This is a genomic window from Psychroserpens sp. AS72, from assembly GCF_038900375.1.
Classification (GTDB): Bacteria; Bacteroidota; Bacteroidia; order Flavobacteriales; family Flavobacteriaceae; genus Psychroserpens.
Genome location: NZ_JBBMRC010000001.1, coordinates 332165 through 354781 on the forward strand (window position 1 = coordinate 332165; position 22617 = coordinate 354781).

Sequence of the window (22617 nt, forward strand, 5' to 3'; positions counted from 1 at the left end):
ATGCAACAAATTCACATTTTAATGGTTGATGATCATCCAATCATTATAGAAGGGTACCAAAACACATTAATGGCAACCAAAAAAGACAATCAAACATTAGTAATTGATACTGCTAATACTTGTGATGCTGCCAATATATTGATGCAAAAAGCAGCAAATGAACACCCTTATGATGTCTGCTTTTTTGATATTAGTTTACCACCTTCTGCAGATGGTAAAATTACTTCAGGTGAAGATTTGGCTAAGATTTCTCGTAATATAATGCCAAATGCTAAAGTCATTATTTTGACGATGTTCAATGAGTCTTATCGTATTCATAATATTGTAAAAGAGATAAGTCCAGATGGATTTTTAATTAAAAGTGATTTAACATCTAGTGAATTGGCAGAGGCTTTTCATCATATATTAATTGATCCTCCATATTATAGTAGTACAGTGAGTAACTTTTTAAACAAATCTGTTGTTAATGAAATATATGTAGATGAAATTAACCGCAAGATTCTACATTTATTATCACAAGGTATCAAAACAAGAAGCTTAACTGAGCATATAGATTTATCAATGAGTGCTATTGAAAAACGTAAAAAACAACTCAAGATTTTATTCTCAATTAATGACGGAAAAGATGAATCTTTAATCACTGAAGCTCGAAAGAAAGGTTTTCTTTAAAAAAACTGTTAAATTTTGCTTAATTACAGTTTTTAAGTCTTCTTGAAACCATTGTCATTGCTAGAAACTACGGTTTTTCCACACCATGTTTACGGTTTTTCCGTAACAAAAAGTTATTGACTATATATATATTTGAACAAGTCAACAAAGATTATTTTAATCCCTCTAAGTAATTTGTTGAATTAATAGCAAAGAAAAATTAGCCTAACACTCCTCAACAAGTGTTAGGTTTTTTTTATTTAATTTTTATTGAAAAAGAACATCCTTGTAATCAAAAAACTTCACAATAAAGAAGCCTAAAAAGATCATTGCAATTACAAATTTTATAAAGGTTGATGCTATAAAACCAAGAAATGATCCAAACGCAGCTTTTACGGCTTTATCAAATTCTGCCTTATTTAAAAGTTCTCCAATTAGCGCGCCAAAAAAAGGCCCAATAATAATGCCACCTGGTATTGGCGCAATTAATCCTACGATTAAACCAATAGAAGTGCCAATCATACCAGCTTTTGTGCCTCCAAAACGTTTAGTTCCCATGGCAGGAATGATGTAGTCTAAAATCCAAATCCCAATAGCTATTATAAATGTGATGATTAAAAATGTCCAATTCATTGGTACTACATCTGCTAAATGAAAAATAAGTAAACCAATCCAACTGGTTAAAGGTCCTGGTAAAACTGGGAGAAAGCTACCTATGATTCCTAAAATCATAAAAAAAGCAGCCAAAATGACTAAAAAAATGTCCATTATAAGTATTTAATATTCTATTAGTAAGACGCAAAATTGTTTAAGTTGTTACATTTTAAACTAAATATTTAGTTCAAACTAAAAATTTAGTTATATTTGAAAATCTATAAGTAAGATTTAATGATATCCAATTGGTTTAAATATATCGCATTTAGTTTCATATTATGTTGTTCATATATTGCAACGTCTCAACAGGAAGTCGATACGACTTTAGTGCCACAAATAATAAAACCATTTTATAAAGCAGATAAAGGACCTACAGTTTTTATTGACGAAATACATAATAATTTTCATACTAAAGAGGGTCGTTTTAAACCATTTAGTACGCTTTTAGAACGCGATGGGTACAAAGTCAAATCTTTAGAAACTTATGATTTGCTCAATACAACAGATGTTTTAGTAATATCAAACGCCATAAATTCAAGAAATATTGGTAATTGGCAACAACCTATTCATGATGCTTTTACTTCGGAAGACATCCAGATTCTTAAAAATTGGGTAGAAGCAGGAGGACGTTTGTTAATCATTGCAGACCATATGCCTTTTTCGGGAGCAACGAATACGTTAGCCAATGCTTTCGGATTTAATTTTTGCGATGGGTTTGCTTATTTATCAAAACCTGAAGGCGCATCAGATGTGTTTTCCGAAGAAAATAAAAGATTATTAGTTTCTAAAATAACAGATGGTACTTATGGTAATTCGATAAATAGTGTGACTACTTTTATGGGTTCGTCATTTCAAATTCCTGAGAAAGCAATTGGGATTTTGAAATTTAAAAAAGGAGATGAATGCCTAGAACCAGAAATCGCTTGGCAATTTGATGAAAACACACCAAGTAAAGATTTAGAAGATAGTTACCAAGGTGCAATTCTAGAATTTGGTAAAGGCAAACTCGCTGTTTTTGGTGAAGCAGCGCAATTTACAGCGCAAACTATAACTATTGAAAATGGAACGTTTCATGTTGGATTTAATTCTGAAACAGCTCCAAATAACGTCGATTTTATTAGAAACTTAATGCTCTGGTTAAGTACCAATGAGAACTAAAAAATAGAAGTTTAATTAATAAGATTCCCAATCTAGTTGGGAAATAAATATGAAGCAATTAACAAAAGCAGAAGAAGAAATCATGCAAGTTCTCTGGCAATTAGAAAAAGCCAATGTTAAGGATGTTATCAATGAACTTCCAGAACCAAAACCTGCATACAATACAGTGTCTACAATTGTTAGGATTCTAGAAAATAAAGGCTTTGTAGATTATGAAAAGCAAGGAAAAGGACACATCTATTTTCCGCTTCTTAAAAAACAGGAGTATAGCAATCAATCCATAAATAATTTAGTGGACAATTATTTTCAAGGCTCATTTAAAAGTATGGTATCGTTTTTTGTCAAGAAAAATGATGTCGATTTAAAAGACATGGAAGCCATTTTAAAAGATATTAATAAAACAAACCAATAACATGTTACACTATATTTTACAAGTCGTTGCGTTTCAATTACTGTTTTTAATAATCTATGATGTTTTTCTTCGTAAGGAAACGTTCTTTAACCTCAATCGTGTCTATTTGTTGAGTACATCAGTCTTATCATTAGTGATTCCTTTTATAAAAATAGAACGCATTAAAGAAGTCGTTGCCAAAGATTTCGTGATTACTTTACCCGAAGTTCTCATTGGAGAAACAACAAAAGTAGCCAGTACAATTGATCCAATAATTGCAATGGAAGCAGGCATTAACCTAGAACCAGAACCTATTTCTATCTGGAACATTATATTAATTTCTGGGATGTGTATTGCAGCACTATTTTTAGTTTATAAAATCATAAAACTGTTGTTGTTAGTGTCAAATAATCCTAAACGTTGGAGTGGTAAGGTTTTGATTGTTTGTTTATTAAATAGTACAAAAGCCTTTTCGTTTTTTCATTATATTTTCTTAGGAAACAGGCTAACACCAAAAGAAAGTACCTCAATTTTGGAGCACGAAATGGTACACATCAAACAAAAACACTCATTAGATTTATTGTTTTTTGAACTCTTACGTATTGCGTTTTGGTTTAATCCATTAGTCTATATGTATCAAAACAGAATAGCTACTCTTCATGAATATATTGCAGATGACAATGCTGTAAAAGGTAAAAATAAGTCAGCGTATTATGACAATTTATTAACACAAGTTTTTGAGACACAGCAGTTCTCATTTGTCAATCCATTTTTTAAACAATCATTAATCAAAAAACGAATCGTTATGTTAAGCAAATCAAAATCTAGTCAAATCAATTTGATCAAATACGCGTTATTAATCCCAATCGTTTTTACGATGCTTATGTATACATCGTCTTATGCTCAAGAAAAAGACGAAGTAATTGTAGAAACTATTATTGTTCCTGACGCTCAAGAATTAACAGATGAAGAGTTAAAAGAAAAGTTGTATCAAGAGTTGGTAGACATGGAAAAGAGTGGTAAAACATTTATGGAGATTGCAAATTTTGTGATGTCTGGAGATGAAAAATACATAAGCTCCAAAGTTCAATATTACAGATTTGGGGTTTATATGAAATATTTATCTGATCAATCTGTAAAGCGTAAATCTGAGGATGGTACATTGACAGACGATTTCTTAGAAATGGAACAAAAACTTCATTCTAAAACTAGAAAAACTTACAAAGAATATTTAGAGTGGAAACAAACAGACGAAGCTAAGCAACTTTGGGAAGCTAATGATAGAGGTGGAGAACTCAAATTATTTGTAGAAGATTTAAACAATTTGACTTCCGAAGAAAAGAAAAAACAAGAGACTCATTTAAAGCAATTGAAAACAGATGATAAGTATCACAAGCTCATTGTTTCAGATTATAAGGATTCAAATATATATGACTTCGGAAAAGAGAAAAATACTTTTAAATTAAACACCTCAGGCGACATAGACATAATAGAGATCCAAGAAACCGTAGAAGTCCCATTCTCAATTATCGAAGAAACACCAACATTCACATTTTGTGAAACGTTGGAAACCAACGAAGAACGAAAAGCATGCATGAGTAATCACATCTCAAAACATGTGAATAGATATTTCAATACAAAACTAGCAGATAGTTTAGGCTTAGTTGGTAGACAGCGCATCAACGTTATTTTTAAAATTGACAAAGAAGGTCATATTGTTGATGTTAAATCTAGAGCACCACATCCAGCTTTAGAAGACGAAGCAATACGTGTTATTAAAACCTTACCTCAATTAATACCAGGAAAACAAAAAGGAAAGGCGGTTGTGGTGCCTTATAGTTTGCCAATTATTTTTCAGGTAAATGGAAAGCCTAATACTCAAGACGATAATCCTTCCGTAGAGAAAAATATTGAAGAACTAAAGGAGAACTTGAATGCTTATAATGCTGCCAATATCCAAGAAAAACCAGAATATGAACGTATCAAAGAATTAAAAGAAAAGTTTAAAAATGCAGATGAAGTGCCTTTTATGGCTTTGGACAAAGCTCCAATCGCAGAGAACTGTGAAAGTCTAAATACAGAAAAAGCCTCAAAAAAATGTTTTAGTGACTTCGTTTCTAAATATGTGAATAGAAATTTCAATCTAAATTTAGCTTCAAAACTTGGTTTAGAAGGTAAGCAACGTATTAACGTTATTTTTAAAGTTGATAAAGAAGGAAAGGTTATTGACGTCAAAGCAAGAGCACCACATCCAGATTTAGAAGCCGAAGCTAAGCGTGTTATGAACAGCTTACCACAATTTACTCCAGGAGAAATGAATGGCCAGCCAGTAATCGTTAATTACTCATTGCCTATAGTATTTCAAATTCATTCAGACATTAAAGAAAATAAGAAAAATTAATGCGATCACTCTTTATACTTTTATGCGTTCTAATAACTTTTAATACTCAAGCGCAAACATCAGTTTTAAATCAAGCAGATAGTTTGTATAGCAATGGTAATTACAGCAAAGCGATTGTAGCTTATAAAACACATAGTAATCAAGATGAAGTTAATGCTAAAATTGCGAAATCTTATGTTGCTTTAGGAAATTACGACAAGGCTTTAGAGTTTTATAAACTCGCTGCAGAAGAAGATCCAAAAAACGGACTCATTTTATACGAGTACGCAAGATTGCTATCAAAAACCAAAAATTTTGAAACCTCAATAGAGGTGTTTAATAAGTTGATGAATATTGATTATCGCAATCCAAATTACCATTATGAAATGGGATTAGCGTTAGAACGCATGGAAGATGATTCTACAGCATTAAATAGGTTTCGATCTGCTTATGATTTAGATCAAACCCATCAAAAAGCGATTTTTAAAATAGCAAAGCATTTTTTAATTAAGCGGAAACATGACATCTCACATAGATATATAGATAAAGGATTAGAGAGCTATGAAAACAATATAGAACTCATTAGCCTGAAAGCTCAAAATTACTATTACCAAGATGATTACCACAATGCAAGAGATTGGTTCAAAAAATTAATTGAAATGGGAGAGTCCTCTGAGTTTATTCATGAGAAATTGAGCACGCTCCATGCAGAATTTACAGATTATGAATTGGCTATTGAACAACGAAAATTGGTGTTAAAATACAATCCGTATAGTGCTGATGCTATGTTGTTAATTGGGAGTTATTACAACCGACTCAAAGATTTCAAAAATGCTGAAAAGTACATCAGACAAGCGTTAGCATTAAAAGATGTACCTCTAGATTATGAATATCAATTATTAGGTACTGTCTTAAATAGACAAGACAAAAACAAAGAAGCCATTGCAGCATTTCAAGAGTCGTTAAAAGAAAATCCTAATAACATAAGTTCAGAGTTTTACATCATATCTACAAAAGATAAGTATTACGCAGATCTTGAAACGAAGATTAAAATGTATGAAGATTTTAGAGATAAATATCCAGATACATTCTATTCAAAATTTGCATCTAGACGATTAACAGAGCTTAAACAAGAGAAATTCTTAAAGACAAAAGACTAATACTTTCTTATACTGCAAGGTTTTGAAAACCTTGTAGGTATTTATTTCAACAAAAATTGTACTTTTCGGTTTCAGTTTAACTGCTATGAACCGCATATTTACTTTTTTATTCTTATTGATATTGTGCTCTTGCGATTTTATCGAAAAGAAGAAAGTGTATTCTGATGATATACTTGAAGAACAGTTACAAGCTTTCAACTGGAATGATGTTGATGAATATCCTACTTTTGAATCTTGCGACACCACTTTAGATAAAGCCAGTAAAAAAGCATGTTTTGAAAATACATTGCGACAAATTCTCAATGAAAATCTAGCAAAATATGAGATTATCGTTTCCGAAGAAATACACGATACAGTGCAACTTAAAATCACTATTGATAGTCAAGGTAAATTTCTAATAAACGACATTATAAGTAGCGAAGTTACACGATCTGAAATCCCACAATTAGATAGTTTACTTCGGAAAAGTCTAGACTCACTTCCAAAAATATATTCGGCAATTAAGAGAAGTCAACAGGTGAAAACACAATTTGTTTTTCCTGTAATTATTAAGATTGAATAGTTTTACAACGTTTTCTTCATAAAACAGCACTATTATAATCATTTTGAAAAATTGTCATTTCGACAGAGCGAAGTATGAGCGACGAGTAATCTTTTTAATTATAATAAGATGAGATTCCTATTCTTACCTCGTTCGGAATGACATAAATTAAATCTATTTTGATAACCTTGTCCAAACTAAAATCGAATAGCAAATTTCTGCATCAATCGTAACGTTTCTATATACAACCAAATTAATGTTGCTAAAAGTCCCCAAGTTGCGAGCCACTCTTTCCATTTAGGAGCACGATTTTTTTGTCGTTCTATATGGTCAAAATCAAGAAGTAAAGAAAAAGAAGCTACAATTGCAGCAATACAATTGAAAATGATGGCAAACCATGACGTTCCCCAGATGTAGGTGTTAATTCCGAAGAAACCTAAAATCCAAGATATTAAATACACTACAAAAATACTTGCGACAGACGTGATAATTACACTTCTTAGCTTTTTAGTAACCACAATAATTCGAGTTTGATAGAGTAGCAACATTACCAAAAAAGTAATGATGGTAACTCCAATGGCTTGATAAGGTAACTCAGGAAAATGCTTATGAGCATAAGCCGAAAATCCACCCAAGAAAAATCCTTTAGCAATTGTATATAAAGGGACAAGAAAAGGAGCCCAATGATGACGCACAGAAATAACGATGCTAATAATTATTGCAGCCAACATACCTCCAAGTGTAAACCATTTCATTGGCATGCCAGCTTCATTTAGTTTCCATAGATAAGCTGTAATTGCTGCAATCACCAAAATGCAGCCTAAGGATTTTATAAAAATACCTGAAACGGTCATTTTTTTTGAAGACGATTTAGCACCATCCCAAAAATAGCCTGCAAACACAGGGTTATTAGTTTTATAATTTGATAACTTCACTTTTATTGAGTGCTATAGATTAAACTTATAACCTATTGTGAAATCTTTCGAAAAGTTGCCTTGATTGTCTAGTAGTATAGCAAATAGTTCGTTGTAAGCTAAAGTGATATAACTGTTTTCTGTAAGTCTAATATCTGCTCCTACACCAAAAATAAACGGAACATCAAAAGCGGTTTGACTCATTTGACTAGTAGTAATCACATCGTCAATGTTAGTGACTACGGTTGCACTTGAGAAATTTACGGTTGCAAATTTTACATTTCCGTAGAGACTAAAAGAGGCTTTATTTATAACTCTAAAACGATATCCCAATCCTAATTCTGTGGTAGAATATTGTAATTCATCTTGCTCAAGCACATGTTTTAATTGTAAAAAAACAGCATGTCTAGATATTTGATTGACGTCTAAAACTTCTAATTCACCACCAAATTGAGGTGTGGTTAAATTATCAGGATTTGTAATAAAAGGACTGTTTGTGATCCCTCCAAAAACACCAAGTCTAAATTGTAATTTGTTTCTAACTGCAGTAGTTTGGTAATTAGAATCTGAATTACTATTGTAAGTATCTATAAATTCTTTTAGGCTAAAAAGGGTGAGATTTAATCGTTTGGTTGACATTGAATCATTGGTCAACTCATTTAAAAGCGTTTTGTATTCTTCCTGAAATTTGCCATCTAACTTCGTGTTTTTTAATTCTATAAGAGTGCTATTTTCTGGTCTTACAAAATAGCGATATTTCCCATCAATGATATTCCATAATAAATCGAGTTTACCATTAACTTCAGTTTTTAATTCTAGAAGTTCTCCATTATAAGTATAGGTTTCTTGAGCTTCTGAGAAAGCAAAACTTAATACTAAGCAAAATAAAACAACAATTTTTTTCATTACAATTCGGATTTGGATGTACGTAAATCTAGCAAAAATTTTTGATAGTCATACACGTTCTATTTTTTATAGGCTCTGTCTTTCCATTTATAGCTCGAAAAAACAGATATGAATGTCACATAAATACTAAAAAACGGATAGAATACACATGATAAAAAGAAAGAGGATAGATATTGACCTTGATTAAAAAACCGAGCAGATTTAAAGATCAATAAAAAGTCTATTAAAAATTTAATAGTAAAACTGTAAACCAATGTTTTTAGGGATACAATTTGCGCTACATATAAAAACGGAAGACAGACTAAAAGACCATTCATAAACAAAACTACAATTGCTGTTAATTTACTAAATATGTTATTGTAATTTGATGTTTTTGCAGCCCATCTAACCCGTTGTGATTTTAAATTTTTGAACGTAGACTCTGGTTTTGTAGTGACAATAATATCTTTATTTTTAATATAATGCACACTATTTTTATCAATCTTAATCACTTTCTCAAGTAGAAAAATATCATCTCCACTTGAAATATGAGAATTGCCTTCGTAACCCTTAACAGCTTTAAATATATCCTTACGATATGCTAAATTTGCACCATTACATAAAAATGGTTTATGAATGCCAAAACCACCAATGGTCACACCTTGCAAACTCAAAATTTCAAGTAGTTGAAACCGTTTTAAAAAGGAATTAACTCCTGTTAATGTGACAGGAGCAATTAATAGTTTAGCATTATGATGTTGTATGTAATTATCAAACGTATCTAGCCAATATTTTGGAAGGCAACAATCGGCATCTGTAGTAACAATCCAATTATGTTTTGATTGACTAATTGCTGTAGTGATCGCATCTTTTTTAGGGGAATTTGTTTTGCGACTATTATTTAAGATAGAAATATTAATTAGGTTTTGGTCACTGAGCGAAATTGAAGTGATTTTTTCTACGGAATCATCTTCAGAATCATCATCAACAAAAATGATTTCAAATAGTGCTTTAGGATAATTTAATTTTGAGATTGAAGCTAATAATAAATGAAGATGTTCTGCTTCATTTCTGAAAGGAATAATTACTGAAAATTTAGTTTTAGGAGGAATATCTTCTAATTTAAAATCGGGTACTTTATCAAAACCAAATACAAAGCTCCCAATTAAAACGAGATATAGAATAGTAATAATGAATACTATGGTAATCATAATGAATTTTCTGTTTTTGGAAGGTTGAAATTTAATACGTAGTAGCTACCAAAGATACTTGGAAGCACAAAGTTAAGCAACCACATGATCATTATTATACTAAGTGTGGTAAACTCATCAACACCAACCATAGAAAATAAATAAACGGCAACACTTCCTTTAATGATAACATCAAAAATGAAGATCGACGGAATAACAGATGATAATAAATACATACTAGTAATTACCATCATCGCATTGAAATACGTTAAATCAATTCCGAAACTATGTAATAAAAAATAAAACTGAAAAGAGAAAATTAAATAGCGTAATATAGATAATCCAAATGCTGTTAGTTCAATAGTTAACGGTAGCTCTTTAAAAAACGACTTCAGTTTTTCTAAAGAAAACCCTTTGATTTTAAATCTGTCTTGTTGTAAACCAAAGATTGCAAAACCAAGCATTACAATTACTATGAGCAATAATTTAGTGATTCTAAAATAGTTAATATTCATATCATAAGTGGAATGCATTAAAAGCAAACCTATACTGCCAAAAATTACAGTTACAGTCATTTGCATCATGTTTCCTGTTAGGTTAAGAAGCATGACTTTTTTACGTATTTCAGAATTGAAATAAATAGCTTTTGCACCATATTCTCCTATTCGGTTTGGTGTAAATAGTGATGCAGTTAAGGCACCTAAACTTTGTTCGAAGGCATTTTTAAAAGAAATAGTTTTGATATAACTGATAAGCGTTTTCCATTTTAAAATTTCAAAAAACCAATTAAAAATGGTTAAAAAGAGCAAAATACTTACGTTTTTAATTGAAAACACACCATTATGACTTAAATATTGTATAAAATCATGAAAGTCTAAATCTTGATTGTTGGCTAATTTATTATAGATAAAATAAAAAGCACCAACAACAATGCTTAATTTAATAAGTACAAAAAAGAATTGTTTAGTTTTGTATGGAAGACCACCAAAATTCATAGAATAAATATGTGTATTTGGTATTATTTCCACAAATTAAACCATTATAATGATATGACCTCGAATAACAGACTTCAAAAAAATAGTATTTTAGTAATAATGATGTTGTGTTTTTCATTTACCTATGCTCAAAAACCGACAAATGAGATCAAAGCACAAATAGCAATTGGTGTTAATAGTCCGTCACAATCTGGATTTGTAGATGATTTTCAAGCTAAATCTATCAATTTCCCAACGGTAAATTTAGGAGTTCAATACATGTTTAAACGTCAGTTTGGTGCTAAACTAGATTTTGGATTTAACCGTTTTTCTAGTGATGATAACTCTATTGAGTTTAAAACAAACTATACAAGAATTAATGCGCAATTTGTATATGATCCAACAGAATCTATAACTTTTTTGCCGCCAAGAATGGGTTTAGTTGCTCATGCTGGACCAGGATATACATTTGTAAAACCATTAGGTAATTTTGGTGATAATAAGACGTCATTTTTAAATCTAATGGCTGGTTTAGAAATACATTATGCCTTGAGTCAATATATGTCATTATATACAGATGTTTCATATATAGCAGGATTTGGAGGTGATTTTGATCCTATCACTGAAGGTTTCGGATCATTTAATGGAAATCTTATGACGATTACCTTCGGAATCTCATTTTCACTAAGTGGTTGCCAATACTGTTAATTAATGAGCAACGAAAAAATCATATTAGGTATTGATCCAGGAACAACAATTATGGGATTTGGACTCATAAAAGTCACAGGTAAAAAGATGGAGTTTATGCAACTCAATGAATTGGATTTAAAAAAATACTCTGATCATTATCTTAAGCTAAAACTTATTTTTGAACGTACCATAGAATTAATAGATACACATCATCCAGATGAAATAGCTATTGAAGCCCCTTTTTTTGGTAAGAATGTACAAAGTATGCTCAAATTAGGTCGAGCACAAGGTGTCGCAATGGCAGCAGGATTATCTCGTGAAATTCCTATTACAGAGTATGCACCCAAAAAAATAAAAATGGCAATCACAGGAAGTGGTAATGCAAGTAAAGAACAAGTTGCAAAAATGCTACAGAGTATGTTAGGTTTGAAAACCTTACCAAAAAACTTAGATTCTATGGATGGACTAGCAGCAGCAGTTTGTCATTTCTATAACCAAGGTCGTGTTGAGGTTGGTAAAAGTTATTCGGGTTGGGGAGCTTTTGTAAAACAGAATGAGGATCGCGTAAAGAAGTAATCCGTTTACAGTCGCAGTTTTCAATGGAAATTGTATTAAGTTTTGGAGACGTTTTAATATCTAGTCATTTGAAGGTCGAGAGTAAGTTTTGTATGCCTTTCTGCTATAGTTTTTGAATTATTAAGCCCTATTTTTGTTACTTCCAATCGCAACTGTAAACTGTTGCTGAGACTGAAAACTAATATGAGCGGTATCTACATCCACATCCCATTTTGCAAACAAGCTTGTCATTACTGCGACTTTCACTTTTCTACGTCTTTAAAAAAGAGAGATGAACTTGTAATCGCATTAGGCAAAGAGTTAGAAATGCGTAAAGACGAATTCAAAAACACCACAGTAGAAACTATTTATTTTGGAGGAGGTACACCATCACTTTTAACTATCAAAGAACTTGATTTTCTAATCCAGCAAGTGTATGTGAATTATAAGGTTTCCGAAGCTCCAGAAATCACAATAGAAGCCAATCCAGATGATTTGATTCATGCGCAACTGTCATCTCGAGCATTAACGAATTCAAAATATATTTTGAATGAAGGTAGCTTAGGAACTAAGTCGAGAGGTCTCACATCTAATTCAATATTTAGTGATTATAAAAGCATAGGTATCAACCGTCTCTCAATTGGTGTCCAATCTTTTTTTGAAACCGATTTAAAATTGATGAATCGTGCACACAATACTGAAGAAGCAAAGTCCTGTTTAGAAGAAGCAACGCGTCACTTTGATAATATTTCTATTGACCTTATCTACGGAATTCCTGGTTTAACAAACGAACAGTGGCAACAAAATATTGAGATGGCTTTGAGTTATGGGATTCCGCATATTTCAAGTTATGCGCTTACGGTTGAACCAAAAACAGCTTTAGAAAGTTTTATTAAAAAAGGCATTATAGACAATGTTGATGATGATTTGGCACATGAGCAATTTCACATATTGGTAGAGACTTTAGAGGCAAATGATTTTGTGCATTACGAGTTGTCTAATTTTGGTAAGGATGGTTTTTTTAGTAGAAATAATTCGGCATATTGGCAAGGCAAACCGTATTTAGGTATTGGACCTTCTGCGCATTCTTTCTCCGGAAATGAGCGTAGTTGGAACATTAGAAACAATTCAAAATATATTGCAGCAATTGAAGCTGGCACATTTCCGAAGGAAACAGAAACACTAAGCACAACCGATAGATATAATGAATATGTCATGACAGGATTGCGAACAGTTTGGGGAGTTTCTCTACAAAAAGTGGAAACAAATTACGGATTACCATATAAAAATTACCTTTTGGAGCATGCTCAAACTTTTATAAATCAACAATTATTGTATATTGAAGATGAAAAGTTATTGGTCACCAAAAAAGGAAAATTTTTGTGTGATGGAATAGCCTCAGATTTATTTATGCTGAATCGCTCTTAATTTCAAATTTCGAAAATAAAAGTTAACTTCAAAAGACTTATTTTTATAAATTAAAGATAGATCTCGATTGAAAATTGAGACTGAAAACTGAAAACTTTTATGCTAGCAACTATACAATACAATTCTAGAAAACTCCAAGTAGATTTTTCACAGCCATTAGATATTTCTATTCCAATGCGTGCTTCAAAATCCAATGTAAATGCTTGGTATATTGATGAGCCAACCATCGAAGCAGTTAAATTTGATGATAATATAATGACAGTTGCAGAAGGTGCCGCAGTGAATTTTAATACAATAAATTTTAATCCACATGCTCATGGTACACACACCGAATGTGTTGGTCATATTACAGAGGGATTTCACTCCATTAATCAAAATTTAAAGCAATTTTTCTTTTTAGCTGAAGTCATAACCGTTGCTCCAGAAGAATTAGAAGGAGATACTATAATCTCAAAAGCGCAGTTGCAATTTGCCATAGGAAATAAAAAAAGGGATGCCATTGTGATACGAACTATTCCTAATACAAATGATAAAATGTCACGTCAATATTCAAATACGAATTGGACGTATTTACAAGAAGAGGCAGTTGCGTTTTTAGTCAAAAAAGGCATAAAACATTTACTTATAGATTTGCCAAGTGTCGATAGAGAAGAAGATGATGGCGAATTGAAAGCTCATAAAGCATTTTGGAATTTCAACGGCAAATTACGTAAAGATGCTACAATAACAGAGTTTATTTATGTGCCAAATAGTGTAGAGGATGGTGAGTATTTTTTAAACCTTCAAATTGCTCCTTTTGAAAATGATGCAACACCTAGTAAACCTGTTTTATTTAAAGTTTTAGAGTAATCATAGCATAATTTTTTCTTCGGAAATATCTACAATTCAAAGTATGGCTTAAAATTTGAATATAAGTTACTAAACACATAAAATTGTATAGAAAGAACTAACCATGGACACATTTTTTATAATCATTTTAAGCATATTAGTTACGTTAGGAATTGTAACGATTGTAAAACAATTTAGATTAAAAAAGCAAACCAATTCACAATCGGTAATCTTATTAGATAAAATAAAAAGAGTCTGTAAATTTATTACTGTAGAAGGTGATTTTGCAGAAATTTACCATTACGAAGACGTAAAAGAACGTTTTTTGAAGCTTATTTCTAGTAAAAAGAAAGCATTAGTCGTCATAAATGCCAAAGCACATGTTGGTTTTGATTTGTCTAAAATTCAAATGGATTCTAATGTGAAAACAAAAACCGTAACCTTATTTCATTTTCCGCAACCCGAAGTCTTGAGTATAGAAACAGATTTAAATTATTATGATAAATCTGATGGTATGTTCAATAAATTTGAAGCATCAGATTTAACAGAGCTACATAATGAAGCCAAACTTCATATCATGAATAAAGTTCCAGAAAGCGGATTGTATGAAATCGCAAAAAAAGAAGCCTTAGATTCAGTCCTACTTATAGAAAGTATTGTAGAAACCATTGGTTGGAAACTCGATTATACTGCATTAGAAATTGAAGATAAAACACCCGAAAAACTTAAAGCATGATAGAGATATCAAAAGATAAATTGCGCCTAGATGTAGATGTAATTCATCAGTTTTTAACTACAACATATTGGGCTAAAGGTCGAACACTAAAAGAAGTGCAAACCTCAATTGAACACTGTTTATGTTTTGGAGTTTACCTAGAAAATAAGCAAATAGGATTTGCACGTATAGCTACAGATTATGTGGTTTTTGCTTATCTAATGGATGTGTTTATTCTTCCAGAACATAGAGGAAAAGGGTATTCAAAACAATTGATGAAAGCTATTAATGAAGAACCTTTGCTCAAGCCTTGCAAGGTTTGGATGCTAAAAACATCTGATGCTCATGAGCTTTACAAGCAATTTGGTTATACAGAGTTAAAGCATCCAGAAAAAGTAATGGAACGTTTATTATAATGAATATAGAACAACTTAGAGACTACTGTTTAAAGAAAAAAGGTGTGACTGAAGATTTTCCGTTTGACCAAAATACCCTTGTCTTTAAAGTATTAGGTAAGATGTTTGCACTTTTTCCGTTAGAAAAATGGGAAAAAGGAGAAGGCTCAGTCAATCTAAAATGTGAGCCTGAGTATGCTTTAGAACTACGAGAAACTTACGAAAGCATAACTGCTGGTTGGCACATGAGCAAAACACATTGGAACTCTCTCTACATTTATAAAGGTGAATTACAACCTAAATTGGTTTGCGAACTTATAGACCATTCTTATGATATGGTTGTAAAAGGCATGACCAAAAAAATGCGACAAGAACTAAAGTCGTAAATTCTTTTATCTACAGAAAACTACCATCCATCTTACCAGATGGTTGTGTTATAGAATTTTTTCATTTTCAAAGGATTGTCATTATAAATTTGTCTCCAGATTAATTAATGATAAAATTCATGTTCCCTAAAATCCCAAAACTATTACACAAATTTAAGCACTTGTTTTCTAATGAAATCTTATTAGAAATTACAAAAACTGAAGATTTACAAATCATAACTGATGATACCATGAACATAAGTAAACAACTACAAGCTAGTTTAAAACAATTAGAGTTTATTAGTTTTTTTGAAACTCACATAGACACTCGTCAAGAAAAAAGTTATTCGTTAAACTTTCTACAAAAATTTGCAGAAATTAAGCGTAATTCACAATTAAATACTATTGAATTACTGACTTGTGAAAGTATCTAAAGCATTATTACCATTCGTCGACACTTAAGCGTTATTCGTCTACACTTAAATAGGGTTAAACGAATTTAACAAGTAAAAAGGTTGAATTGAGCTACTTTCGATATAATTAAAAAAATATCCTCAGCATGAATAACACGTTAAAAGTTCTCTTAATTGAAGACGATGCTATAGAAGTCATGAAATTGAATCGCGTAATTTCTACATTGAAGCTAGATCACCAGATCATTGAAGCTAATAATGGAGAAGACGCTCTTGAGATTTTACAACAAAAAGATGCGCTTCCAGATATTATTTTATTAGATTTAAACATGCCTAAAATTAATGGAATTGAGTTTTTAGGAATTTTAAAAAATGACGATACCCTAAAATACATTCCAACAATTATTTTAACCACGTCTAATAACCAAAAAGATTTATTAGAATGTTATAAAATTGGTGTTGCAGGCTATGTTTTAAAGCCTTTAAAATATGAGGATTATGTATCCAAAATAGAAAGTTTGCTGGCTTATTGGAGTATTAACGAATTAATAAAAGGATAATGAAAGGTATAGTTTTTACTGAATTTTTAGAACTTGTAGAAGATAAATTTGGCTTAGAAATGGTAGATGATATTATTTCGAGCTCAGATCTAGAATCCGAAGGTATTTATACTGCTGTTGGTACTTATAGTTTTTCTGAAATGTTACAACTATTACAACACCTCAGTAAAAGAACAGGTATTTCAATTGATAATTTATTATTAGTTTATGCCGAACACTTTTTTAGTGTTATAGAACAAAGTTATCCTGGACTTTTAGCTACTTATAAAGATCCAATTGAGATGATTTCATCTATTGAAAATCATATTCATGTTGAGGTACGTAAAATCTATCCAGATGCAGAGTTGCCTACTTTTGAAGTTATAGAGAAATCAGATACACATTTAGTAATGGATTATACATCCAGCAGAGCAATGCATCATTTTGGACTCGGCTTAATGAATAAAACATTTGAACACTTCAATTCTACTGCAACCATAGAATTAGAAAAAATAAAAGAAGACGGTACACAAGTTAGATTTGTTATTAATAAGAATTAATGAGTCGAGATCAAGTTGAGATATTACAACGTGCTCTGAAAAGAGAAAAAAGTGCACGAAAAGCAGCTGAAAAAATTCTTGAAGAAAAATCAAGAGAACTCTATCATACATCCCAAAAATTAGAAAACCTCCTTGACGAAAAATCTTCACAATTACAAGGTGTCTTTGAAAACATTGTAGATGCATACGTTGTCATGGATCTTAATGGACACGTCTTAAAGTTTAATGAAGCAGCTACACGTTTATTTGGATACGATATTGATAAAGATGATGTTAATGTTGTAAATCTTATTTATAAAGAAGATTACCAATATGCCATAAGCTGTTTTACAGATTTAAAAACACATGGCTTTTTTAAAAATTATGAAACGAGAATTTATACCAAATCTAAGGAGGTAAAATGGGTACATGTTAATGGTAGTGTTGTTTATGACAAGAATAAAAAACCAATTGCAGCCCAAGGAATCGTTCGTGATATTACAGCAGAAAGAGCTTCCGAAGAAAAATTAATAGAATCTGAAAACAGACTCGCTACATTAGTTTTAAATCTTGATAGTGGTATTGTTTTAGAGGATGAAAACCGAAACATAGTACTTACCAATAGAAAATTTTGTGAACTGTTTAATATCAAAGCACAACCTAGTGATTTATTAGGTATGGATTGCTCAGTAGCCTCAGAACAAAATAAAGTTTTATTTACAGATCCTGAAGGGTTTTTAAATCGTATGAAAGCTATTAACAAGGCTAAAGAAGTTGTCATTGGCGATGAGTTAGAAATGATTGATGGTAAAATTCTAGAGCGTAATTATATGCCAATTAATATTGGAGAGAAATCTAAAGGTTTTCTCTGGACATTTACAGACGTCACTTTAAAACGCACCTATCGTAAAAGTCTCGAGGTTCAAAAGCAAAAATACTATAGTATTATTGCCAATATGCATTTAGGGTTGGTCGAGGTTAATAATGATGATGAAATTTTAATGATTAATCAAAGTTTTTCTGAAATGTCAGGTTATGAAGAATCAGAATTGTTAGGAAAGCGATCTAGAGATGTTTATGCTATAGAAGAAGGTTCAGAAATTATTGCAAAAGAATATGAAAAAAGAAAAGAAGGCGAGGCTAATTCTTATGAGTTAAAAGTAGAAACAAAGCAAGGAGATATAAGATATTGGCTTGTTAGTGGAGCACCTAATTATGATTTAAATGGAGACAGAATTGGTGCAATAGGCATTCATCTAGATATTACAGCTTTAAAAGCACTAGAACTTCAGAAAGAAAAATTACTTCTTAAGCTAGAAAAAAGTAATGATGAACTTCAAGAATATGCTCACATTGTATCTCATGATTTAAAATCACCTCTACGTAGTATAGATGCTCTAGTAAATTGGTTAAAAGAGGATAATAAAGGAAAGTTAGATGATGTGAGTCTTAAAAACTTTGAGCTTATTGAAGTCACTCTTGAAAAGATGGAAAAACTCATATCAGATGTGCTTAATTACTCAAGTATTGGAACAGATTGTAATGCTGATGCAGATGTAGACCTTGATATAATGCTTAACGATTTAATTACGATGCTTTATATTCCAAAGCATATCAAGATAAATACATTAAATCCTTTACCAATCATAAAAGGTGATATAACCAAATTACAGCAGTTGTTTCAAAATTTAATTAGCAATGCAGTTAAGTTTATTGATAAAGAAAATGGATTAATAATTATTGATGTTGAGGATTTAAAAAGTCATTATAAATTTTCAATTCAAGACAATGGTATTGGTATTGATAAACAATTTCATGATAAAATATTTAAAATTTTCCATGCTTTAAATAAGAGCAAAGAATCTACAGGAATTGGATTATCGATAGTTAAAAAAATTATCGATCTACACGAAGGTCAAATATGGTTAAATAGCCAACCTAATGTTGGTACAACCTTTTATTTTACCCTTAAAAAATAACTATGAAAACAGTACAATTAGTAAAACATAATAATAAAGATTGGGCTTACGTTGGCGAAAAACAGAAATTAAGTGAACCTTTAGTTTTGGTTTTTGGCAATAGATATATGTTAGAAGAACCTACTATCTACCAAGAAATAAAAACATTATTTCCTGATGGACATATTATTTTTGGTTCTGCTTGTGCAGAAATTTCATCAAGTACAGTAAATGAAGATAGCATTACCATCACTGCTATGGAATTTGAAAAAAGTCAGTTTGTTATTAAAACTAGCAACGTTTTAAATGCAGATTTAGATAGTTTTAAAACAGGAAATGATCTTATTAAACAATTTCCAGTAGAAGGTTTAAAATATGTATTTGTAGTTTCTGAAGGCAGTTTTATTAATGGTAGTCAGCTTACTAAAGGTATGAGCGCTTCAAATAACGAAAACCTTTTAATTACAGGAGGTTTGTGTGGTGATGATACACGTTTTGAAAAAACATTAGCCTCTTATAACGAAAACCCAAAAGAAGGCGAAATAGTTGCTGTTGGTTTTTATGGCGAATCCTTAGAAATTACGTTTTCAATTCATGGAGGTTGGACACCTTTTGGACCAGAGCGTACTGTAACAAAATCAGATGGTAACATCCTTTATGAATTAGATGGCCAACCAGCATTAGATTTGTATAAGACCTATTTAGGTGATAAAGCTAAAGATTTACCAGGAGCAGCCTTATTGTATCCTTTAAATGTAAAATCTGAAGATGAGGAGCAGTCTATCGTAAGATCTATTTTAAATATTAATGAAAAAGACAATGCGGTTATTTTAGCTGGAGATATTAAAGAAAACTCTAAAGTGCAATTGATGATGACTAACGTTGACAATATTGCAAACGCATCAGAAAGAGCAGCAAAGCAAGCTTTAGAGTTTAGAAAAAACAAACCAGAAATTGCATTGTTAGTGAGTTGTATTGGTCGAAAATTAGTGCTAGATCAACGTGTAGAAGAAGAAATTGATGAAGTCATAGAAATTTTAGGAGATGGTACTACAGTAAGTGGTTTTTATTCTTATGGAGAAATAGCACCTTTTCATGGAGAAATGGCTTGTCAATTACATAACCAAACCATGACGATAACGTTAATAAGTGAATAATGAATTCATTACTAAAACGTCAAATACGAAAGTATCTAAGTGAAGAATTAAAAGACAGTGAAGACTTAGAAAAGTTTCTCTCTGCAGTGGATAGGTCTTATGATAATTTTGATGAGCAATCAACAATGATTCAAAGAGCAATGTCTATTAGTTCAGATGAATTATATGTTGCTAACAAGAAATTACAAAAGGAAGCTAAAGAACAAAAAGAATTAATTGATAAGTTAAAAGATGTTATCGATACGCTTAAATTTTACAATCTTAAAGAAGACGGAAAAGGTAAAGCTGTTGAGTTAACAGGTTCAGATTTGGTAGATTTTATTGATAATCAAACTAAAGAGATTATCGAAATGAACAAGCAAAAAGAATCACTTTTAAACGAACTAGCACATCAAAATCAAGAGCTTAGTGATTATGCACATATGGTCTCTCACGATTTAAAATCCCCTTTACGAAGTATTGATACTTTAACGGCTTGGTTAAAAGAAGATTATAAAGATGCTTTTGATGAGAATGGCATAAAAACATTAAGTCTCATTAGAAATAATGTTGAAAAAATGGATACTTTAATTAATGGTATTTTGGAGTATTCAACTATTGGTAAAAATCAAATAGATATTTATGATGTTGATATTAATAAACTTATAGATGATATTTTAAACATTATTCATGTACCTAAACACATCACTGTTCAAAAAATGAAGTTGCCTGTCGTCAAAGGTGATAAATACCGTTTGCAACAATTGTTTCAAAACCTTATCGGAAATGCGATTGCATATAACGATAAAGAAAAAGGCCATATTGAAATTGGAGCAGAAGATAAAGGTGAGTTTTGGGAATTTCATATAAAAGATAATGGAAAAGGTATTGAAGACGTATACTTTGACAAAATCTTTAAAACTTTTGAAAAACTTGAAAACAACTTAGAATCTACAGGAATAGGATTATCTATCGTTAAAAAAATTGTCACTTTATATGGTGGAAAGATTTGGCTTACCTCCAAAATTAATGAAGGCACCACATTTTATTTTACTCTAAACAAACAACCTAATGGAACAGCCTAATTTATCATATATCAATAGCATGTCTGGTGGAGACAAAGCTTTCGAACAAAAGTTGATCGATATCATTAAAGGCGAATTTCCGGAGGAAAAAAAAGTCTATTTTGATAACATAGCTGCTGAAAATTATAAACTTACAGCAGAAAATGTCCATAAACTTAAACATAAAATTAGTATTTTAGGCCTTGAAAAGAGTTATGAGATTGCAGTAGCATTCGAAAATAATTTACTCGAAGGCGAAACTACACTTCAAGAGGAATTTGAAGCTATATTAACAACCATAACTAATTATTTACAACAGTTATAATTAGGTATAGATTTATGAATTGTATTATTATCGATGATGAGGCAACAGCTAGAGCAATTATTGGACAATTGTGTTCTAATATAGAAAGCTTAAATGTCTTAGAAGAATTTCCAAATGCAATGCAAGCCATAAAGTACCTCAATCAAAATGAGATTGATCTTATTTTTTTGGATATTCATATGCCAGATTTTACAGGTTTTGATTTTATTGAAACACTCAAGAATCCACCAAAAATTATTTTAACCACATCAGATGCTAATTTTGCAATTCAAGCATTTGAGTATGATTGTATTGTTGATTATCTCGTAAAGCCTATTTTGCCAGAGCGTTTTCAAAAAGCGATTCAAAAAGCAGAAGCAACAGCTAGTAAAGCTAAAACAGCATCAACATCTGAAAACGTAGAAACAACATCTGGTAATGATTTGTATGTCAATATAGATCGACGACTTATAAAGATTGATATTCCTAGTATTTATTTAGTAGAAGCAAAAGGGGATTATATCAATGTGAAAACCGAAACTAAAAACTATACGGTTCACTCTACACTCAAGAAAATCGAAGATAAATTACCTAACGATTTGTTTTTAAAAATTCACCGCTCATTTATCATCAACGTTGATAAAATCATTGATATTGAAGATAATAGTGTGCTTATCAAAAAAGACGTTATTCCTGTGAGTCGTTCTAATAGACCAGAATTAATGAAGCGTCTTAACCTACTCTAATTCCATTCGTCTACAGTAAAAAGCCACTTATCGACATCATACATTCG

General features: G+C 31.1%; 26 protein-coding genes. 21 read left to right on the forward strand and 5 right to left on the reverse strand.

The window, feature by feature from the left end; all coding sequences use genetic code 11:
* Entirely contained in the window at nucleotides 1-669 is a 669-nt protein-coding gene (locus tag WNY78_RS01445) for a response regulator (protein WP_342871397.1), read from the forward strand.
* A 246-nt stretch (nucleotides 670-915) separates the two neighbouring features.
* On the opposite strand, the gene WNY78_RS01450 is transcribed toward WNY78_RS01445, so the two are convergent.
* Nucleotides 916-1416, reverse strand: coding sequence for a DUF456 domain-containing protein (locus WNY78_RS01450; protein ID WP_342871398.1), 501 nt, complete (start codon nucleotides 1414-1416; stop codon nucleotides 916-918).
* 120 nt (nucleotides 1417-1536) lie between these two features.
* On the opposite strand from WNY78_RS01450, the gene WNY78_RS01455 reads away from it, so the two are divergent.
* From WNY78_RS01455 to WNY78_RS01475, 5 genes are all read left to right on the forward strand, one after another.
* Nucleotides 1537-2460 carry a DUF4350 domain-containing protein gene (locus WNY78_RS01455; protein ID WP_342871399.1) on the forward strand — a complete coding sequence of 308 codons (924 nt, stop codon included), beginning with the start codon at nucleotides 1537-1539 and terminating at the stop codon, nucleotides 2458-2460.
* A 49-nt stretch (nucleotides 2461-2509) separates the two neighbouring features.
* Entirely contained in the window at nucleotides 2510-2872 is a 363-nt protein-coding gene (locus WNY78_RS01460) for a BlaI/MecI/CopY family transcriptional regulator (RefSeq protein WP_342871400.1), read from the forward strand.
* Between the two features lies 1 nt (nucleotide 2873).
* Entirely contained in the window at nucleotides 2874-5252 is a 2379-nt protein-coding gene (locus WNY78_RS01465; protein ID WP_342871401.1) for an energy transducer TonB, read from the forward strand.
* Entirely contained in the window at nucleotides 5252-6391 is a 1140-nt protein-coding gene (locus tag WNY78_RS01470; RefSeq protein ID WP_342871402.1) for a tetratricopeptide repeat protein, read from the forward strand. The genes WNY78_RS01465 and WNY78_RS01470 overlap by 1 nt, the downstream gene beginning before the upstream one ends.
* Before the next feature lie 85 nt (nucleotides 6392-6476).
* Complete coding sequence (locus WNY78_RS01475; protein WP_342871403.1) at nucleotides 6477-6953, forward strand: hypothetical protein; 477 nt, start codon at nucleotides 6477-6479, stop codon at nucleotides 6951-6953.
* 176 nt (nucleotides 6954-7129) lie between these two features.
* Here WNY78_RS01475 and WNY78_RS01480 read toward each other — a convergent pair whose 3' ends face one another.
* Genes WNY78_RS01480 through WNY78_RS01495 form a run of 4 tightly spaced genes read right to left on the reverse strand, consistent with a single transcriptional unit; the run spans nucleotide 7130 to nucleotide 10949 of the window.
* Nucleotides 7130-7867 carry a Bax inhibitor-1/YccA family protein gene (locus tag WNY78_RS01480; protein WP_342871404.1) on the reverse strand — a complete coding sequence of 246 codons (738 nt, stop codon included), beginning with the start codon at nucleotides 7865-7867 and terminating at the stop codon, nucleotides 7130-7132.
* 12 nt (nucleotides 7868-7879) lie between these two features.
* Nucleotides 7880-8752, reverse strand: a complete 873-nt coding sequence (locus tag WNY78_RS01485; protein WP_342871405.1) for a hypothetical protein — start codon at nucleotides 8750-8752, stop codon at nucleotides 7880-7882.
* Nucleotides 8753-8811: 59 nt separating this feature from the next.
* Nucleotides 8812-9942 carry a glycosyltransferase gene (locus tag WNY78_RS01490; protein WP_342871406.1) on the reverse strand — a complete coding sequence of 377 codons (1131 nt, stop codon included), beginning with the start codon at nucleotides 9940-9942 and terminating at the stop codon, nucleotides 8812-8814.
* A complete protein-coding gene (locus WNY78_RS01495) occupies nucleotides 9939-10949 on the reverse strand; it encodes a lysylphosphatidylglycerol synthase transmembrane domain-containing protein (RefSeq protein ID WP_342871407.1) in 1011 nt (336 codons plus the stop codon). The genes WNY78_RS01490 and WNY78_RS01495 overlap by 4 nt, the downstream gene beginning before the upstream one ends.
* A gap of 21 nt (nucleotides 10950-10970) precedes the next feature.
* Here WNY78_RS01495 and WNY78_RS01500 point away from each other — a divergent pair, with 21 nt between their 5' ends.
* From WNY78_RS01500 to WNY78_RS01570, 15 genes are all read left to right on the forward strand, one after another.
* The gene (locus WNY78_RS01500; RefSeq protein ID WP_342871408.1) at nucleotides 10971-11603 is read left to right on the forward strand and encodes an outer membrane beta-barrel protein; all 633 of its coding nucleotides are present in this window, start codon (nucleotides 10971-10973) and stop codon (nucleotides 11601-11603) included.
* A gap of 3 nt (nucleotides 11604-11606) precedes the next feature.
* Nucleotides 11607-12161, forward strand: coding sequence for a crossover junction endodeoxyribonuclease RuvC (gene ruvC / locus WNY78_RS01505; protein WP_342871409.1), 555 nt, complete (start codon nucleotides 11607-11609; stop codon nucleotides 12159-12161).
* 183 nt (nucleotides 12162-12344) lie between these two features.
* Nucleotides 12345-13568 (forward strand): coproporphyrinogen-III oxidase family protein, encoded by a 1224-nt coding sequence (locus tag WNY78_RS01510; protein ID WP_342871410.1) that lies wholly within the window; start codon nucleotides 12345-12347, stop codon nucleotides 13566-13568.
* 99 nt (nucleotides 13569-13667) lie between these two features.
* Nucleotides 13668-14417 carry a cyclase family protein gene (locus tag WNY78_RS01515; RefSeq protein ID WP_342871411.1) on the forward strand — a complete coding sequence of 250 codons (750 nt, stop codon included), beginning with the start codon at nucleotides 13668-13670 and terminating at the stop codon, nucleotides 14415-14417.
* A gap of 103 nt (nucleotides 14418-14520) precedes the next feature.
* The gene (locus WNY78_RS01520; protein ID WP_342871412.1) at nucleotides 14521-15132 is read left to right on the forward strand and encodes a DUF4230 domain-containing protein; all 612 of its coding nucleotides are present in this window, start codon (nucleotides 14521-14523) and stop codon (nucleotides 15130-15132) included.
* Nucleotides 15129-15527 carry a GNAT family N-acetyltransferase gene (locus tag WNY78_RS01525; protein ID WP_342871413.1) on the forward strand — a complete coding sequence of 133 codons (399 nt, stop codon included), beginning with the start codon at nucleotides 15129-15131 and terminating at the stop codon, nucleotides 15525-15527. The genes WNY78_RS01520 and WNY78_RS01525 overlap by 4 nt, the downstream gene beginning before the upstream one ends.
* Complete coding sequence (locus WNY78_RS01530; protein ID WP_342871414.1) at nucleotides 15527-15892, forward strand: MmcQ/YjbR family DNA-binding protein; 366 nt, start codon at nucleotides 15527-15529, stop codon at nucleotides 15890-15892. The genes WNY78_RS01525 and WNY78_RS01530 overlap by 1 nt, the downstream gene beginning before the upstream one ends.
* Before the next feature lie 107 nt (nucleotides 15893-15999).
* Nucleotides 16000-16305 carry a hypothetical protein gene (locus WNY78_RS01535; RefSeq protein ID WP_342871415.1) on the forward strand — a complete coding sequence of 102 codons (306 nt, stop codon included), beginning with the start codon at nucleotides 16000-16002 and terminating at the stop codon, nucleotides 16303-16305.
* Nucleotides 16306-16430: 125 nt separating this feature from the next.
* The gene (locus WNY78_RS01540) at nucleotides 16431-16844 is read left to right on the forward strand and encodes a response regulator (RefSeq protein WP_342871416.1); all 414 of its coding nucleotides are present in this window, start codon (nucleotides 16431-16433) and stop codon (nucleotides 16842-16844) included.
* A complete protein-coding gene (locus tag WNY78_RS01545) occupies nucleotides 16844-17383 on the forward strand; it encodes a heme NO-binding domain-containing protein (RefSeq protein WP_342871417.1) in 540 nt (179 codons plus the stop codon). The genes WNY78_RS01540 and WNY78_RS01545 overlap by 1 nt, the downstream gene beginning before the upstream one ends.
* Entirely contained in the window at nucleotides 17383-19341 is a 1959-nt protein-coding gene (locus WNY78_RS01550; RefSeq protein WP_342871418.1) for a PAS domain S-box protein, read from the forward strand. Before WNY78_RS01545 ends, WNY78_RS01550 begins: the two co-directional genes overlap by 1 nt.
* Before the next feature lie 2 nt (nucleotides 19342-19343).
* On the forward strand, nucleotides 19344-20477 hold the full coding sequence (locus WNY78_RS01555; RefSeq protein ID WP_342871419.1) for an FIST N-terminal domain-containing protein: 1134 nt from the start codon (nucleotides 19344-19346) through the stop codon (nucleotides 20475-20477).
* Nucleotides 20477-21541 carry an ATP-binding protein gene (locus WNY78_RS01560; protein WP_342871420.1) on the forward strand — a complete coding sequence of 355 codons (1065 nt, stop codon included), beginning with the start codon at nucleotides 20477-20479 and terminating at the stop codon, nucleotides 21539-21541. Before WNY78_RS01555 ends, WNY78_RS01560 begins: the two co-directional genes overlap by 1 nt.
* Nucleotides 21528-21845 (forward strand): Hpt domain-containing protein, encoded by a 318-nt coding sequence (locus WNY78_RS01565; RefSeq protein ID WP_342871421.1) that lies wholly within the window; start codon nucleotides 21528-21530, stop codon nucleotides 21843-21845. Before WNY78_RS01560 ends, WNY78_RS01565 begins: the two co-directional genes overlap by 14 nt.
* Before the next feature lie 14 nt (nucleotides 21846-21859).
* Nucleotides 21860-22570, forward strand: coding sequence for a LytTR family DNA-binding domain-containing protein (locus WNY78_RS01570; protein WP_342871422.1), 711 nt, complete (start codon nucleotides 21860-21862; stop codon nucleotides 22568-22570).
* The last annotated feature ends 47 nt before the right edge of the window (nucleotides 22571-22617 follow it).